Here is a 16,332-nt window from a genome sequence, read left to right as displayed (position 1 = left end):
CAGGGCGCAGGAACTCGCGATTCTTGGTGGAATCGTTGAACTCGGCGCTATGCGTGCTCGCATAGTCCTTGAACAACGCCGCTCCTCCAGCGCCCCCGCCATGGCGGCGTTGGCCCCGGCAGCCGTCGCTCCGCTGGCGAAATTACTACAAAAGCCTGCCGCCAATCATGGAGGCTCAACTGCTAGGCTCTGTATGAAAAACCTTGATACTCGGTGCTGCTGCGTTGAAAACAGCCTCGGAATGCTCATTTACAACCCGTAAACTCCGCTTCCTCGGCTGTTTTCGCCTTGCCTGACCTTCGTCTCAAGGCTTTTCATACAGACCCTAGACAGCTACGAACAAGACCTGAGCACATTAATTGCGCCCCCCGAGAACTCGCAGTCACACAGCAAGGATCAACTGCAGTCATTGCTGGATCTGCTAATGGCACAGCGGATGTAGCGCCGTGAAAAATGAAAGGGGCAGTAAGCAGGTAAAACAACACCGGCGCGTGGCCGGTGCAACTCCAATCACATTTATAGAAATGACTAGTGCGAATTCCACTATCGGGAGAGAACGCTAATCCACTTGGCACGCAAAAATCAATGACATCATATTGATCCGCGCCCCTGTTAAGGTGTGAACAATCATGATGAAAAGGGGCGTATTGGTTAGGTAGACAGAAGATCTTCAGGCTTGGGTGATAAAGACTAAAGATCCGGTGCGACAGGGGTACCAACGGAATGCAGGAATAGTCAGAAAACACCGGCACAAGGCCGTCGCCAGATCACACCTAGGCTACCTCTATCAAAGATTTTTCTTTCTCGAATATCTGCTCCGCAACGGAGTTACCATCGTGATACTTCTCCCAAAAACCATCGACTTGCCATGCTTCAGGCCCTAAATCAAAGTTTCCTGTGGGATCAAGACGAACTACCCAGCGCGGTGATAAATGTTTATCCACCAAATCAAAGTCTGTTCCAGGAAAGAGGGCCACGGTCTCTTGCGCTGCAGACCAAATAAGATATTTAACTCCTTCAAGTGGCGAAACATTCATCGCCAGAACCGTTAAGATTTCACCTTCACCCAGCCAGCCGGTAGCACTGGACGCAAAGGCTTTAACAATAACTTTCATTTCACCGCCCCCTTCACTTTGAAATCGATGTTCAGGTTGAGCTCGCCAGTTATTTTGTTCATATAGTAATGGACTTGAGAGCGCTGCCCGCTTGGCAAAGTTATGGACTGAGTTGTAAATTTACCCCAATCTTCAATTTTCGAGCCGTTTGCAGTCAGTTCCTTAACAACTGCTGGATTCGTCAGACGCCCACCTGAGATAGGTATTTCACGCGAAGCGGTAACAGCTTCTTTGGTTAGCCCGGCGCCTCCACGAGTCAAAATACCCGCTTCTTCATATGCAAGCTGAGTGGATAACTTCAATCCACTTGCAGAGCTATGAGCAGCATTGCCTGCTCCTCTTGCCCCACCCCCCGCCTTCCCAGCCGCAATCTCCCGCTCCGCCGCCGCCAACCCCGCAAGGTTCCCACCTTCCTTGGGCACCAACGCCGACTCGCTATAGAAATACAGCTTTCCATCCGGCGCGACAAACTCAAAATTGCCCGTGCGCAGGTTCACTACCGCCGTATACCCCTCCGGCGCCACCACGTTCGCACCAACCCCTGAACCATCGCGGTAATACGACGGCAACCCAGGCACCTGCCTGCCCGTCGCACCGCCCACCGCTTCGGCAATGGCCTCGCGCTCGGCCACCGTCTTGCTCACCTGATTCAGCTTCCCGGCCTTGCCGACCGGTACCAGGTTCATCACGAACTTGGTCTGCCACTCCGCCTCCACCCGCGCCGCTGCCGTAGGATTGCCCTGCAGCCGATACAGGGTCGCCTCGGCGCGCATGTCCTGCCACTCCTGCACCACCGCTTCAGGATGACTCAAGGAGTTGATCAGCTGGTGAGTCACCTGCGATGCGGTGTTCTGGGTGTCGGTCAGCAACCCCTTGCCCAGGCCGTATATGCCTTTGAGCATGTCGCCCAGCGCCGAACCTGCACCCTCCACCGAACCCAGCGTTTCTGCCGTGGGATCGTACTTGCCGAAATTCAGGTTATTGGCGTAGTACGCGGCGTACTCGGTGTCCACCCCAGGGCGCAGGAACTCGCGATTCTTGGTGGAATCGTTGAACTCGGCGCTATGCGTGCTCGCATAGTCCTTGAGCAATGCCACGGTCTGCTGCGCGGTGTACTGCTTGCCTGCCTTCCCCACCATAGGCACGTCACCATTGGCGCGGCTCACGTCGAGGCTGTCAGCCATTGGCGCCAGAGCCTGGCCGAGGTGCGCCAGGGTGCTGGCCTCGATGCTCCTGCCATTGGCGGTAATCACCTGCCGCCACTCGTTGTCGGTGTAGTAGGCCAAGGCTTCGGCCATGCGCCGCTCCGCCTCGGCGGGGCTGATACCTAGCTCCTGGGCGAGTGCAGGTGCCTGCTTCTTGATCTGGACCACCTCTTTCGGATGCGCCTGCCGGTTGTAGCGGTCGGCCATCTGGGCGATCCAGGCACCTTTCTCGACGTCGCCGTTGACCAGCCCCGCCGCAGCGAGGCCGGTGAGTTGCGAGAAGGTATCGCGCAGCGCAGGCTGCTTCTTGTAGAGCTCCTCCAGCGCCCCCGCCATGGCGGCGTTGGCCCCGGCAGCCGTCGCTCCGCTGGCGAAGTCGCCGCCGGAGGCCACAGAAACGGCGCCCCCTGCCAACGCGTGCAAGGCTACACGGCCTGCGCCACCTTCCTGCCACAACGCGATAGCGGCGGCATCGCTGCGGCTTTCTGCGTCGGCCAGGTTCTTCGTTGCGAGGTTGCCGATGGCATTGAAGGCCGAGGCGGCGACGACGTTGGACGCCTGTGACACCAGTGCGTCGAGCAGGTTGTCGCTCAGGCTCCCACCCTTCACTACGGTCTTGATCGCACCCGAGGTCACACCGATCGCACCGGCCCGCAGGCCGAAGCCACCTATGCCTTCGAGCTTGCTCAGGTCAAAGCCATAAGTACGGCTGAAGCCTGCATTGTCGCCGCTGAACTTGGGATCGATGTAGCCAGCGGTGGCGCCGGTCACCAGGCCGGAGATCACCGCGCCCTTCAGGCTGTCGCTGCTGAAGGTATCCTTGACCACCAACTCCAGGTTGCCGCGGTTGTTGATGGCGCTGATCGCCGCATTGCTGGTCAAGCCGGTCAGCCCGGCCGTCACCGCCGCATTGGCCCAACCAATCCCGCTCAGGGCAGCGCCGGTACCTGCTGCCCAGGCACCACCTGCAGTGGTCGCAGTAGCGGCAGTGGTTGCTGCTGCCGAAGCACCTGCGGTAGTCGCGCCGCTGGCGACCAGGCCACTGGCCACACCCGCCGTCAGGTAGCTGACGATGACGGCGATCACCATCTGCGCTGCCACGCCCATGCCGGAATGGCTGTATTTGAAAGAGTCGTGCACCTCCTTGACCTGACGCCAGTCGACGTCGCCGCGTGCCTCGGCCTCCTTGAGCCAGGCCAATTGCGGATCAGCCACGACCATCGCATCGATGATCTGGCTCACGCTCTGCCGGTCGACCTGCTTGATGTCGATCTGCAGCCCATCGGCAGCCTTGATAAGCACCTCGCCCTGGGCCAGCAACTGGCTCTGGCGCAACGTCTCATCGGTACTACCCTTGCCCTTGGCGCTGTTCCAGGCCAGGCTCGATTTGCTCTTCTCGTGACTCTCCTGATGAAGGTCCTTCACACCCTCGAACGTGATCGTCCCACCACTGGCCAGGGTAAGGTCTTCACCACTCTCAAGCTTCGCCGCCTGATAGCGCTGGTCGCCGCCGCTCGCCAGCGTGACAGCGCCTGCCGCCGAGACTTCGCTGCCGACATGACGCACATCGGTGACTTCGTCACGCTTGGTCTTCTTGCTGCCGAAGCTGCCTTTGCTCTTCTTGTCGTATAGGGAGTAGTCGCTATCTGTCTCGGCGAGCAACGACAGTTGCTCCCTGGCATACAGGTACGCCTCGTCCCCGGCACTCACACGGCTGGAAATCAGCGCCAGGTCCTTGCCAGCGGTCAGCGCAACATCACCTCCGGCCTTGACCGAAGTACCGACCTGGCTGACGTGGTCTTCCTGGCGGGTGACTTTCTTGGTCTTGCTGTAGAAGTTAGACTCATTGGCCGCAGAGGCCAGGGTCAGGTTCTCCAGTGCATCGACCGCAACATTGCGCCCGGCCTCCAGGGTGCTGGCGATGGCGGTGAAATCGCGACCGGCACTCAAGGCCAGGTCGCCGCCTGCGGTCACCTGCGAGCCGTATTGCTGCGTGGTCTGCGTGCGGTAGTTGGAGCCTATCTGCGTGCTGTCGACCTGCTGCGCCGAGGTGATCAGCAGATCGCGCCCAGTGCGGATATCCAGGTCGGCTCCAGCACTCAATACACCGCCGCTGTTGATCAGGTCGCGACCAGCATGAATCGACAGGTCATTGGCTGCCTCGATACGCGCGGCACTGTCGACGAAGTCAGCACGCTTGCTATACGCACCTGCACCGCTGGCATGGCTGCTGACGCTGCGCTCGTTGACCACATCGCCGCTGAGGCTGGTGAGGCTGACGTCGCGGCCGCTGATCAGGCCGCCGGCACCATTGACGATGCGGTTGCCAGCCAGCAGGTCCAGACGGCTACCGGCCTCGATCAGGCCGCTGTTGTCGAGGTCGTGGCCGGCGCTGGCGGAGAGGTTGTTGCTGGCCCGCAAGGTGCCGCTGTTGTCCAGGTTCTGGCCGGCGACCAGGGTCAGGTCGTTGCCGGCGATCAGGGCGCCGTTGGGCGCCAGACGGTTGTTGGCGTGGGCCAGGTACAGCACCGGCACCAGCACCTGCTCGCCCATCACCTCGTGCTGTTCGAGCCAGACGATGTCGTGAGTCAGGGCGGCGACCTGCTCGGCGCTGAGGCTGACGCCGACCTGGAGGTCGAGCTGGTTCTTGCTCGTCAGAGCGTTGTCCATCAGGTGGCGGTACAGGGCCTCGCCGTCGGCCTGGCCATCGATGAATTGCTGACCGGTGCGGGCGACCACCGCCTGCTGGATCAGACGCTGCTCGTAGAAGCCGTCGCCCAGGCGCTTCCAGCTCTGGTCAGGGTCGTAGCCGAGGTTGCCAAGCAGATAGTCCGAGCTCATGAACTGCTTGAGGTCGGTGAGTACCGGATTGGTCTCGATCAGGTACTTGTGCGGCTGCGGGGTGCCTGTATTGGCCGGAACCCCCTGTACCCGCAGGATGCTCTGCGCCGCGGGCAGTGTCATGGCGGTGGAGACGGTGCTGGCGACGGTCGGGAGGGCCTGCTGGAGCGTCGGCGCGGCCACCGACGTCATTGCCGGGAGGCTGGTGTCGCGCGCAAGGATGGTCTCGGTGGAGGGCTGTGCAAGCGTGATTGGCGTGCTCGGCCCAGGCTGTGCAGTGGACCAGTGCAACCCGTCGGCGGCCCCTCCTACCTGGCTCGACGTGCCTTGGCTGGCGGCCACTTCGCCGCTGCGGCTGGGCAATGTACCCGGCCCCTGGGCCTGATCGATGGCGGCCACGCGCACGTTGGTGGCGGCCGGGTCCAGACCTGCGGCCTGACGCTGATGCGCCTGCAGGGCGCGGTCGCTGCCAGCGACGGCGGCCAGCTCGGCGAGGTCGACGCTGCGGCCCTGCACAAGCGGCGTGGGCTGCTGGCGCTGTTGCAGGTCGATGCTCGCGCTGCCCAGTTGCCACTGGGTCGGGACGCTGGACGTAGCGCTGGCCTTGGCCTGGTTGGCAGCCTGGGCGCTGAGGCGGAACAAGCCGTTCTGACCGGTGGGCAGGCTGAAGCCGGGCAGGGTCAGCGGGTTGACCTGCTGCTGGGCGAGGTCAGGCGGCAGTTGCTGATGAATCGTGACGATGGTCGGCTGGGCCCCGCCGGAGACCGTAGTGTCCGAAGACCGCTGGCTGATGGATGACGCGGTGTTCTGCACCACGATGTTGCTGATGTCGTTGCTGGCGGTCAGCCTTGCCTTGCCACCGGCCTGGATGATCGCAGGGGCCACGGGGGCGCCACCCTCGACCATGATCTTGTCATCGATCCCGATGAACACACCCGGGTCGAACTTGTCGACCAAGGCCTTGAAAGCCACCGGATCGAACGGCCCAGATTGCGGATGGGCCTGGTCGTAGGCGGCCACCGCATCGATCATTTCGTAGAAGTAACGACCGGAGATCTTCACGTCCTTGCCGATCTGATGGCGGTCAGTCCCCGAAGCCGAACCGCCGGCCACGTTGGAGATATTGGCGCTGTCGATGGCCAGGTCGTTGACGGCGGAGATCAGGCTGAATTCGTTGTTCAGTGCAGTGCTGGCAATCGTCAGGTTACGGCCAGCCATCAGCATTGCCATGGGCGAATCTTCATGCACAACGGTGGAAACCGTCTGCGAGATGAACGCCGGCCCACGCACCCACTTGCCGCCAGGGCGACCGCAATGCTGGACGCAGTAGATGCTGATCGAACCGCTGGTCACCTGCGTGTCCGAACGGAATTTTTCACGCTTGTTGATAACGCTGGCGGCCTGCAGGTCGATATCACCCGCCGCTTCGATACTGGCAGAACTGTTGAGCACGCTGTTTGCCCGCGTTCCGCCCGTCACGCCGCCGACCAGCAAATTGCCGAGGCTGTAGACATCGGCGTATTCGTTGCTGAAGGCGCCCACCTGAAGCCTCATGTTCTGGCCACTGAACATGAAACCACGGCTGCCACCGGCAGCCTGGACGTTGCGCAGGTCCTGGCTGACGACCGTCAAGTCCTGCGAGGCGGCCAGGGTTCCGACGTTGGTCATGCTCCCAGCCAGCATTTCGAAGTTGCGTGCCGAGGTCAGGCGGCCCTGGTTCGACACTTGACCGGCTACTGCGATACGCGTGTTGTCGCCCCCGGCGATACTGCCGGTGACGCCAAGCTCTAGCTGCCCGGCATCGATGCCCAGTTGGCCAAGGCTGGCGGTGCGACCATTGCCGGCATAGCGTCCGCCAAGGTGCAGGTCGAGGCTTCCATCACTGATGATCCGGCCGTCGTTGAGCCAATTGCCGCCACTTCCCGACAGCCGCTGGGTCGCCAGCAACTGCCCGGAGGCTGTCTGGGTCAGCTCGCCGACGTTGAGCGTCAGCCGCGCGGCCTGCAGCACACTGCTGTTGGTCCAGCTGGCCGCCTCCAGGGTCAGGCCGCCAAGGGTGGCAATGTCACCGCCGGCATTGCTGAGGTTGGCCATGCCGATCTGCAGGTCGCCACTGCCACCGTGCAGCAGGCGGCCCTGCTGGTTGAGGAAGGTGCCGGCCTGCAGGTTGAAGTCCTGGCTGCCGATTTCAAGGGCGCCAGTGCGGTTGTCGAGCAGCCCGGTAACCTGCAGGCGGCTCTGGGCGCCGCCAAGGCTGCGCAATTGGCCGCCCTGGTTGTCGAGGGTGGCAGCGACCAGGCCCAGGCGGCTGTCACTTTCGATGATTCCTGCGCGGTTGTACAAAGCACCGCCAAGGGTCAAGTCCAGCGCTTGACCGGCGAGCTTGCCACCGGCGCTGTTGTCCAGCGCAGTCGCCTCGAGGGTGACCTGGCCCTGGCCGTAGAGGCCGCCATTACGGTTGTCCAACTGTTGAGTACGGATAACCAGAGGCCCTGCCTGCGCCGCCAGACGACCGCCCTGGTTGTTCAGGCCGCCGAGGGCAACGAGGTTGAGCTGGCTGGCCTGCAGCGTGCCGCCTTGGTCGTTGCGCAACAGGCCGGCGACCTGCGCCTGCAGCAGCCCGTGAAGGCTGGCCAGCACACCGCCGCGGTTGTCCGTGCTGCTGGCCGACAGCGCCAGCGGGCCCTGCTGGGCGATCAGTTTGCCGCGCTGGTTGTCCAGCACTTGCTGCAGGCGCACATCGAGCGCCTGGCCGGCCTGTACCGCACCGCCTTGGTTGGTCAGGCTGGCGGCTTGCAGGCTGACGCTGGCGTCACGGCTGGAGATCAGGCCGTCCTGGTCGTTGGCCAGGGTGTCGGCGAGCGTCACGGCTACCGCGCCGTTGGCGGCCAGCGTGCCCTGGGCAGAGTTGTCCAGACGGCTGCCTGCCAACTGCAGGGTGCCCTGGCTGGCCAGTTGACCACCCTGGTTGAGCAGCGTCGCGTTGCCCAACACCTGCAAGGTGCTGGTCGCGAGCAACTGGCCCTGGGCGTTGTTCAGCAGACTGGCCAGGTCCAGGCTGAGCAAGCCCTGGCTGATGACGTTGGCGCTGCGGTTGTCGAGGCTGGCGGCCTGGATGAACAGGTCGCCACCGGCATCGATGCGGCCCTGACGGTTGTCCAGGGCGCCGAGCAGGTGCAGGCGCTGGGATCCGCCGCTGGCCAGGTAGCCGCTACGGTTGTCCAGCGCAGCCGCGTTCAGGCGCAGCGCGCCCTGGCTGACCAGGGCGCCACCGCTGCTGTTGTCGAGGTTGGAAGTGACGCTCAGGTCCAGGTCGCCGGCGCGACTGGAGAGCGTGCCCTGGTTGCGGTTGTCCAGGCTGTCGGCACTGACCGACAGGCTCTGCCAGCCGGAAACCAGACCGCCCTGGTTGCTCAACACGCCGCTGCCGACACCCAGGCGCTGGGCCGAAATCAACCGGCCGCCGTCGTTGTTCAGGGTCCGTGCTGCCAGGTCGAAGCCCAGGTCGCTGGCGATCTCGCCACGCTGATTATCCAGGTCGCGCAGGTTGGCCAAGGTCAGGGCACCCTTGGCGCGAATCAGCCCGTCGCGGTTGTTCAGGCCGCCGCCATCCAGGCCCAGCAGCAGGGCCAAGGTGCTGTCGCCGAGCAGGCGTCCGCCCTGCTGGCTGAACTGGCGTGCCTTGATCTGCAGCGCCGCGCCAGCGGAAAGTTCGCCCCCGTCGTTGTTGACGTCGGTGGCTGTCAGGTCCAGACCTGCCTGGCTGTTGATCAAGCCTTTGTTGCCGTTGTCGAGTTGGCCGGTCACGAGGGTCAGTCGTTCGCTGGCAAGCAACTGACCGCCTTGGTTGGCCAGGCTCGCGCTGTTCAGCACGAGTGCGCGACCGGCATTGAGCAGCCCGCCACCCTGGTTGGCCAACTGACCGGCAACGTCCAGTTGCAGATCGCCGCGGCTGGTCAGCAGGCCCGCGCCGTTGTCCAGGCTGGCGGCGCTGACCGAGAGGCTGGCGGCGGCGATCTGGCCCTTGAGGTTGGCCAGGCTGCGCGCGACGATCAGGTTCAGGCCTTGGTTGCCGAGCAGGCGACCGTTGCCGTTGTCCAGTTCGGCGGCCGCCAGGGTGAAGGCGTTGGCACTGGAAATTTCACCGCCACGATTGTCGACCCGGCCAAGGCGCGTAAGCAGCAGTTGGCCTGGGGTGTTGATCAGCCCGGCCTGGTTGTCGAGGGTGCCGCCGGCCAGATCGATTGCCACGCCGCTGGCGCTATAAATCGTGCCGCCATGCTGGCGCAGGCTGCCGAGGTTGGCCTGCAAGGCCTGCTGACTGGTGATGCGTCCGCCACTGTTATCGAGCTGGGTAGCCTCGATGTGCAAGCGATCGGCACTGCTCAGGCGGGCGCCGGAAAGGTTGTCGACGCTGGCGGCACTAATACTCAGCAGGCCCTTGGCGCTAACCATACCAGCGTCGCGGTTATCCAGGTGCGCCGCTCTCAGTTCCAGGCCCGCGTCGCCCAGGATCTGTCCCCCGGCGTTGCCCAGCGTGCCCTGGCTGCGCAACAGCAGGTCGCCGGCACCGGACAGCACGCCGTGATCGTTGTCGATGCTTGCGGCGCTGACGCTCAGCGCGCCGTAGCTGTCCAGACGCCCATTCTGGTTGAGCAGGCCGTCGTCCAGCTCGACACTCAGGTCGGCGCCGCTGCGCAGTGTACCGCCGGCGTTTTCCAGCCGCGTGCCGGTGAGGGTCAGCGGCCCCACGCTGGACACCAGCCCCATGGCGTTGAGCAGAGTGTGCTGCTCGATGACCAGCGCGCCCTTGGCCAGGATCAAGCCAGCGCCGTTATCCAAGCGCTGCCCGCTCAGGCGCACTTCGCCCTGCCCGGAGACTTCGCCAGCGCGGTTGTCGAAGGCAGCGCTGTGCACGGTCAACAGGCTCTTGGCGGCGAGCAGGCCTTTGTCACGGTTATCGAGGGTGTCGGCCTGCAGGTTCAGCGTAGTGTCGCTGGCAATCTGGCCAGCCTGATTGTCCAGGCTGCCCAGGCGCGCTTGCAGACCCGATCTGGCAGACAACTGGCCTTTGCCGTTGAACACGCTGCCGGCCACCAGTAACAGCTTGCCGTCAGCCTGTAATGTGCCCGCTGCGTTGCCCAGCAGGCCGTCGACCTGCACCTGGAGATCGCCGCGGCTGCTGATCAGACCGGCGCCGTTGTCCAGGCCGGCAGCCTGCAACTGCAGGCTGCGCGCACTGACCAGGCCGCGCAGGTTGTCCATTTGCCGGGCGATGCGCAAAGTCAGGCTGGCGCCGGAGAGCAGCTTGCCACCGGTGTTGTCCAGACCGTCCGCGGCCAGCTCGAAGCCGACCAGACTGGAGATCTCGCCATCGCGGTTGTCGACCTTACCAAGGTTGTGCAGCAACAGGCTGCCCGGGCCGCGGATAAGCCCGGCACTGTTATCCAGCACACCGCCGTTGAGGTCCAGGTTCAGGCCATCGAGGCTGAACAGTTCACCGCCGTGCTGATCGAGACCGCTGACGCTGGCCTGGACCTGACGTCCGGCCAAGGTGCCGGCCTGGTTGCCGACCTGACCGGCGCGCACTTGCAGCAGTTGCCCACTGCTGATCAGGCCGCCCTGGCCGTTGCTCAAAGCACCGCTGCTCAGGTGATTGTCACCCTCGGCGGTGATGCGGCCGTGGTCACGGTTGTCGAGGCTGGCGCTGGCCAGTGTCAGCGCCGCGTCGGTCTCGATGGTGCCGCCGCGGTTGTCCAGCGCCTGGATGCCCGTCAGGGACAATTCACCATGGCTGGAAAGCTGGCCTGCCTGGTTGAGCAGTTGCCCGCCTTCCAGGATCAGGCGGCCAGCGCTGTCCAGGCGTCCGCCGCGGTTGTCCAGCAGCGCCTCGGCCAGTGGCACGCCGCCGTTGTCGAGCACCAGGTGCAGAGCCTGCCCGGCAGCGATCGAACCGCCCTGGTTGTCCACCCGCGCAGCACGCAATTCGACCTGCTGGGCGAATACCAGCGCCGTATTGCGGTTGAGCAGGCGTTCGACGGTCAGGGCCAGACGCGTGCCGGCGATCAGCTTGCCACCGTCGCTGTTGTCCAGCTGTGTGCCGCCCAGAGTAGCCTGCGCCAGGCTGCTGAGCTGGCCACCACGGTTGTCGAGCATACCGACCTGCAGGTCGAGACCCGTGTTGCCGGCGATCAGGCCACCGCTTCGGTTATCGGCATTATCGCCGTGCAGGGTGAGCCGACCTTCGGCGATCAACTCGCCACCCTGCTGCTGCAGGGTGGCAACACTGGCGTCGAGATTACCGCGAGTGGCAATACGACCCCTGCTGTTGTCGACCTGGGCCAGGCGCAGATCAAGTGGCCCGCCGGCGCTGAGCAGGCCTTCGCGGTTGTCCAGCGTGGAACCTTGGTAATCCAGGCGGTCCTTGCTGCGCGTCACCCCCTGGCGGTTATCGAAGCGGTCGACCAGCAGTTGCAACAGGCTGTCGGCATGCAGCAGGCCAGCCTGATTATCGACGCTGTTCGCCTGCAGGCTGAGCAGTTGCTTGCCGGAGACGACGCCGCCACGGTTGTCCAGACGGCCCAGGGCCAGGTCGATCAGGCCACGGGCACGCAGTTCGCCAGCTTGGTTGTCGAACAGGCCGGTGCTGCGTACGTGCAGACTGCCGTCGCTGACCAGGCTGCCCTGGACGCTGTTGTCCAGGCCCGCGCTCTCGACCTGCAAGGCGTTGCCGGCAGCCAGGGTACCGCTGCGGTTGTCCAGTGCGTCGCTCAGGGTCAGGGTCGTGCTGTCGTCGCCCAGTACGGCGCCGTCCTGGTTGTCCAGGCTGGCAGCGCGAACCTGGGTCTGGCCGCTGCTGGACAGCTCGCCGCCGCGATTGTCTACCTCGGCAGCCACCTGCAGGTCCAGGCGTTGCCCGGCGCCGAGAGTGCCGTGCTGGTTATCCAGCGTGCCGGCCACCACATGAAGCTGGTCGGCCTGTACCAGGCCCTGGGTATTGCGCAACTGTTGCGCCACACGGATGAGCAGTGCGTCATCGCTGATCAGTTGGCCGCCACCGTTGTCCAGACGCTGGGCGACCAGCTCGAAACTGCGCGCGCTGGAGATCTCGCCTGCGCGGTTGTCGACCTCGCCAAGCTGGCGCAACAGCAGTTGGCCGGCGGTGTGGATGAGGCCCTGACGGTTGTCGAGCCGCGCGCCGCGCATGTCGACGGTCAGGGCGGTGTCGCTGAGCAACTGTCCGCCGCCTCGCTGGTCGAGCCCGATGAGTTCGGCCAGCAGTGCACCCTGACTTGTGACACGACCGCCGTTGCGGTTATCCAGGTTGACGCCGATGAGGCTGAGGGTCGCGCCACTGGTAACGCGACCGGCCTGGGCGTTGCTCAGTTCAGCCAGTTCCAGGCGCAACGGGCCCTTGCCTTCGAACAGGCCGCTGGCACTGTTGTCCAGGCGCTGGCCAAGCAGCTCGATGCCGGCCTCGGCGCTGACCATGCCGCCCCGGTTGTCCACCTGACCGAGCACCAGGGTCAGGGCATTGCCACTGAGCAGACGCCCAGCGCGGTTGTCCAGGTACTCGCCGCTCAGGCTCAGCCCGGCCTTGCCCAGCAATCGTCCCTGGGCCTGGTTGTCGAGGCTGCCGGCGCTCAATTGCAACTGAGCACCGGCTGCGAGCAGGCCGCCACGGTTGAGCAAGCCGGCAGCGATTCGGGCGCGCAGGCCTGCATCACTGGTCAGTTGCCCGGCGCTGTTGTCGAGGCTGCCGGCGTCGAGCGTCAGCGGCCCGCCGGCCTGCAACGTGCCGTTCCGGTTGTCCAGGTGCGTCGTCACCTGCAACTCGGCATCCTGCTCGACCTGCAACAGGCCCTGACGGTTGTCCAGTTGGCCAAGTCGCGCATTCAGGTGCGCAGCACGCACTTCGCCCTGGCGGTTGTCGAGGCTTTCAGCCTGCAGGTCCAGGCGCTGAGTGGCGGCGAGCACTCCGGCGTTGTTGATCAGTGCCGTGCTGTGCAGATCGATGAGCGGTGCCGCCAGGCGCCCGCCGACGCTGTTGTCCAGGGCGCGAGCGATGCGCAAGGTGAGTGCTTGCTCGGAGAGCAGTTTGCCACCCCGGTTGTCGAGGTTGTCAGCCAGCAGTTCGAAGGCCCGCGCAGAGGAGATCTCGCCGCCGCGGTTGTCGACCTGAGCCAGTTGTCGAAGCAGCAACTGGCCAGGTGCATTGATCAGGCCGCCCTGGTTGTCGAGCAGACCGCCGCGCAGGTTCAGCAGCAGATCGGCGCCACTGAACACTTGCCCGACGTTGTGCATTTGCGTGGCGCTGACCTGCAGCCTCTGACCAGCATGCAGGCGCGCGGCAGTGCCGTTGTTCAAGCGTGCGGCATTCAGGCTCAGATGATCGGCGGCGTACAGTTGCCCACCGGTGTTGTCGAGGTCACCGCTGTCGATATTTGCCGACTGACCGGCGATCACGGCGCCACTGCGGTTGTCCAGCACAGCGGCGCTGGTCAGGGTCAGTCCCGCATCGGTCTGCACGCGACCGGCGCGGTTGTCGAGGCGGCCGAGGTGGGCATTGAGGGTCTGCCCGCCGAGGTTGCCGCGCTGGTTGTCGAGCGCGCCCTGAACGCTCAGGGTGAGCCCTTGACGGGCCTGCACACGGCCATCGAGGTTGAGCACGTCACCGGCGCTCAGGTCCAACTGCTCGGCACTGATCAAGGCGCGACTGTTATCGAGTACGGCGGCGATACGCAGGATCAGCGCACCATTGGACGACAGGCTGCCATCCTGGTTGTCGAGGCTGTCGGCGGCGAAGGTGAAACCGCTGCTGGCATGCATCTCGCCGTGACGGTTGTCCACGCTCGCCAGATTGCGCAACACCAACGCACCTGCACTGTGCAGGCGCCCGCCAGCGTTGTTCCAATGACCATGCAGCAGATCGAGGGTGAGTGCCTGATCGGCGTCCAGGCGCCCACCTTCACTGTTGTCCAGGCTGGCGCTGCTCAGGCTCAGGCTCTGCTGGCTGGTCATGCGCGCGCCACGGTTGTCCAGCGCGAGCGCCTGAACGTCGGCGGCCAGGACCGCGCTGGTCAGCCCGCCACGGTTGTCGAACCGGCCCTTGACCTGTGCAGCCAGGGTGCCACGCGCCTGCAAGGTACCCTGGCCATTGAGCAGTTCGGCGGCACTGAGCGCCAGCCCTTGTGCCGCGATCAGCCCTGCACCGTTGTTCAACTGCTCGACAATCGCCAGTTGCAGGTCGGCGCCGCTCAGCAACTTGCCACCGCGGTTATCCAGCTGGCGCGTGGCAAGCTGGTAGCCCTGAGCCGAGGAGATCTCGCCGGCGCGGTTGCCGACGCTGCCCAAGCCCAGCAGCCGCAGCGTACCAGGGCTGCTGATCAAGCCGCCGTCACTGTTCTCCAGGTGCCCGCCGCGCAGGTCCAGGCTCAACGCCTGGTCGGCGTGCAATTGGCCGCCGCCGCGCTGGTCGAGGCTGCCGGCCTGGACATCGAGCTGGCCGGTGCTGGCGATGCGTCCACCGTCACGGTTGCCGAGGCTGCCCGCCTGGAGGTGCAGCTCACGGTCGGCGGCCAGGGTACCGGCGCGGTTATCCAGTGTGCTGCTGGCGGTCACGGCCAGTTCGCGGCCGGCACTGATACGCCCGCTGTCATTGTCCACCTGCTGCGCGGCAATGGCCTGGCGCTCGCCAGCGGCGAGCTGCCCGGCGCGGTTGCTGACCCGGGTTGCGGTGATCTGCTGGGCACGCGTGGCAACGACCTGCCCGCGCTGATCGTTGATCAGGCTGGCAGCCTGCACGGTCTGGTCGCGGCCTGCCAGGACGCGGCCCTGGGCGCTGTTGTCCAGCACACCGACGTGACTGCGCAGGTCTTGGACGGCGCTCAGCGTGCCGCCGCGGTTGTCCAGCGAGCCACGAATGTCGGCGCTCAGGTCACGGCTGGCAACGATGCTTTTGCCGGTATTGACCAGCGCACCAGCGGCCAGGTCGATATCGCCTTGGGCATTGCGGCTGCCGTCGGTGTTGACCCCGCTCTCGATCACGCCCAGGTTGCTCAGGGTGCCGGCGGCCTGGACCTGCAGCTTGGCGCCTGCGGTCAGCGCCTGACGATTGACCACTTCGGCACTGCTGAGCACTTCGACGCGCGACGCGCCATGAACCGGCCCCTGGAGATCGACACCTGCCGCCCGCACCGTCACCGCGCCGCTGGCGCTGGCCTGGTTCAGGGTGAGTTGCCCGTTGACATCGAGCTGGATGTCGCCGCCGCTGGCGGCCATCTGGCCATCGAGCTTGACCCCTACGCCGGCTTCGGTGCCCACCAGCTTGATGGCCCCGGCATACATGCCGCCCAGGGCAGAGCTGTCGATAGCCAGCGTCGGCTTGGCGCTACCCTCTTCGGCTCGAGCCGTCGCCGCGAGCGTCCGGGCATCGACATCGTTGCGTCCGGCGACGATATCCAGGCGCCTGGCCTGCAGCCCGGCATTGATCTGCGCACTGCGGGTGATGATCTCGAAGCGGTCGACGTTGCTGGCATTGAGCCCGGCACCTTCGATCGCCACGCTGCCCTGCTCCACCTGGTAGCGGGTCAATTGACCGTTGTCGAGCACCGGCGTACCCGTAGTCAAGGTCACCTGGGGCGTGTTGATAAAGCCGCAGCCATTACAGGTGATGCCATGCGGGTTGGCGACGATGACATGGGCCGACTGCCCCGCCACCTCCGTATAGCCGCGTAGCTGGCTGGAGTTGGCGCCGTTGACTTCGTTGAGGATGATGCTTGCCGCCGTGCCCTGCAGGTTGGGGTTGCCGACGATGATGCCGCCCAGTTGCGTCTGCTGGGTACGGCTGGTGGCGTTGTTGAGGATCAGCCCCTGCTGGCCGACGTTGTAATCGCTGAACTGGTTATGCGAGAGGCCACTGCCGTTGGGCGCGGCAATATTGACGATCGGCACGCCGTTGCCCGCCTGACCGACACTGGTGTTGCCGCCGCTGACCATCACTCCTTCGGCAGCCTGCGCCCACAGTGGCTGCCAGAACATGACGTTGGCCAACAGGAAGGCCAGCGCGCGCTTGGACACACCGCAGAATTGCAGGCGGGGTTGCAGGCGCGCCGAAGGCTGGCGAACCAGGAAGGTGAAAAGGCGAACGTCCATGTGTTCTCTCGGGGCTC

2 protein-coding genes are annotated in these 16,332 nt (G+C 64.7%); both read right to left on the bottom strand.

The annotated features are described in order from the left end of the window. Nucleotides 1-773: 773 nt before the first annotated feature. Nucleotides 774-1,115 (bottom strand): hypothetical protein, encoded by a 342-nt coding sequence (locus ACK3BK_RS07615; protein ID WP_411384036.1) that lies wholly within the window; start codon nucleotides 1,113-1,115, stop codon nucleotides 774-776. After that, complete coding sequence (locus ACK3BK_RS07610; protein ID WP_411384035.1) at nucleotides 1,112-16,315, bottom strand: filamentous hemagglutinin N-terminal domain-containing protein; 15,204 nt, start codon at nucleotides 16,313-16,315, stop codon at nucleotides 1,112-1,114. Before ACK3BK_RS07610 ends, ACK3BK_RS07615 begins: the two co-directional genes overlap by 4 nt. Nucleotides 16,316-16,332: the final 17 nt, after the last annotated feature.

The organism is Pseudomonas sp. L7 (genome assembly GCF_046605565.1).
GTDB classification, from domain to species: Bacteria; Pseudomonadota; Gammaproteobacteria; order Pseudomonadales; family Pseudomonadaceae; genus Aquipseudomonas; species Aquipseudomonas wayambapalatensis.
The sequence above is the reverse complement of the archived record's forward strand: the minus strand, read 5'-3'. Positions and strand labels throughout refer to the sequence as shown.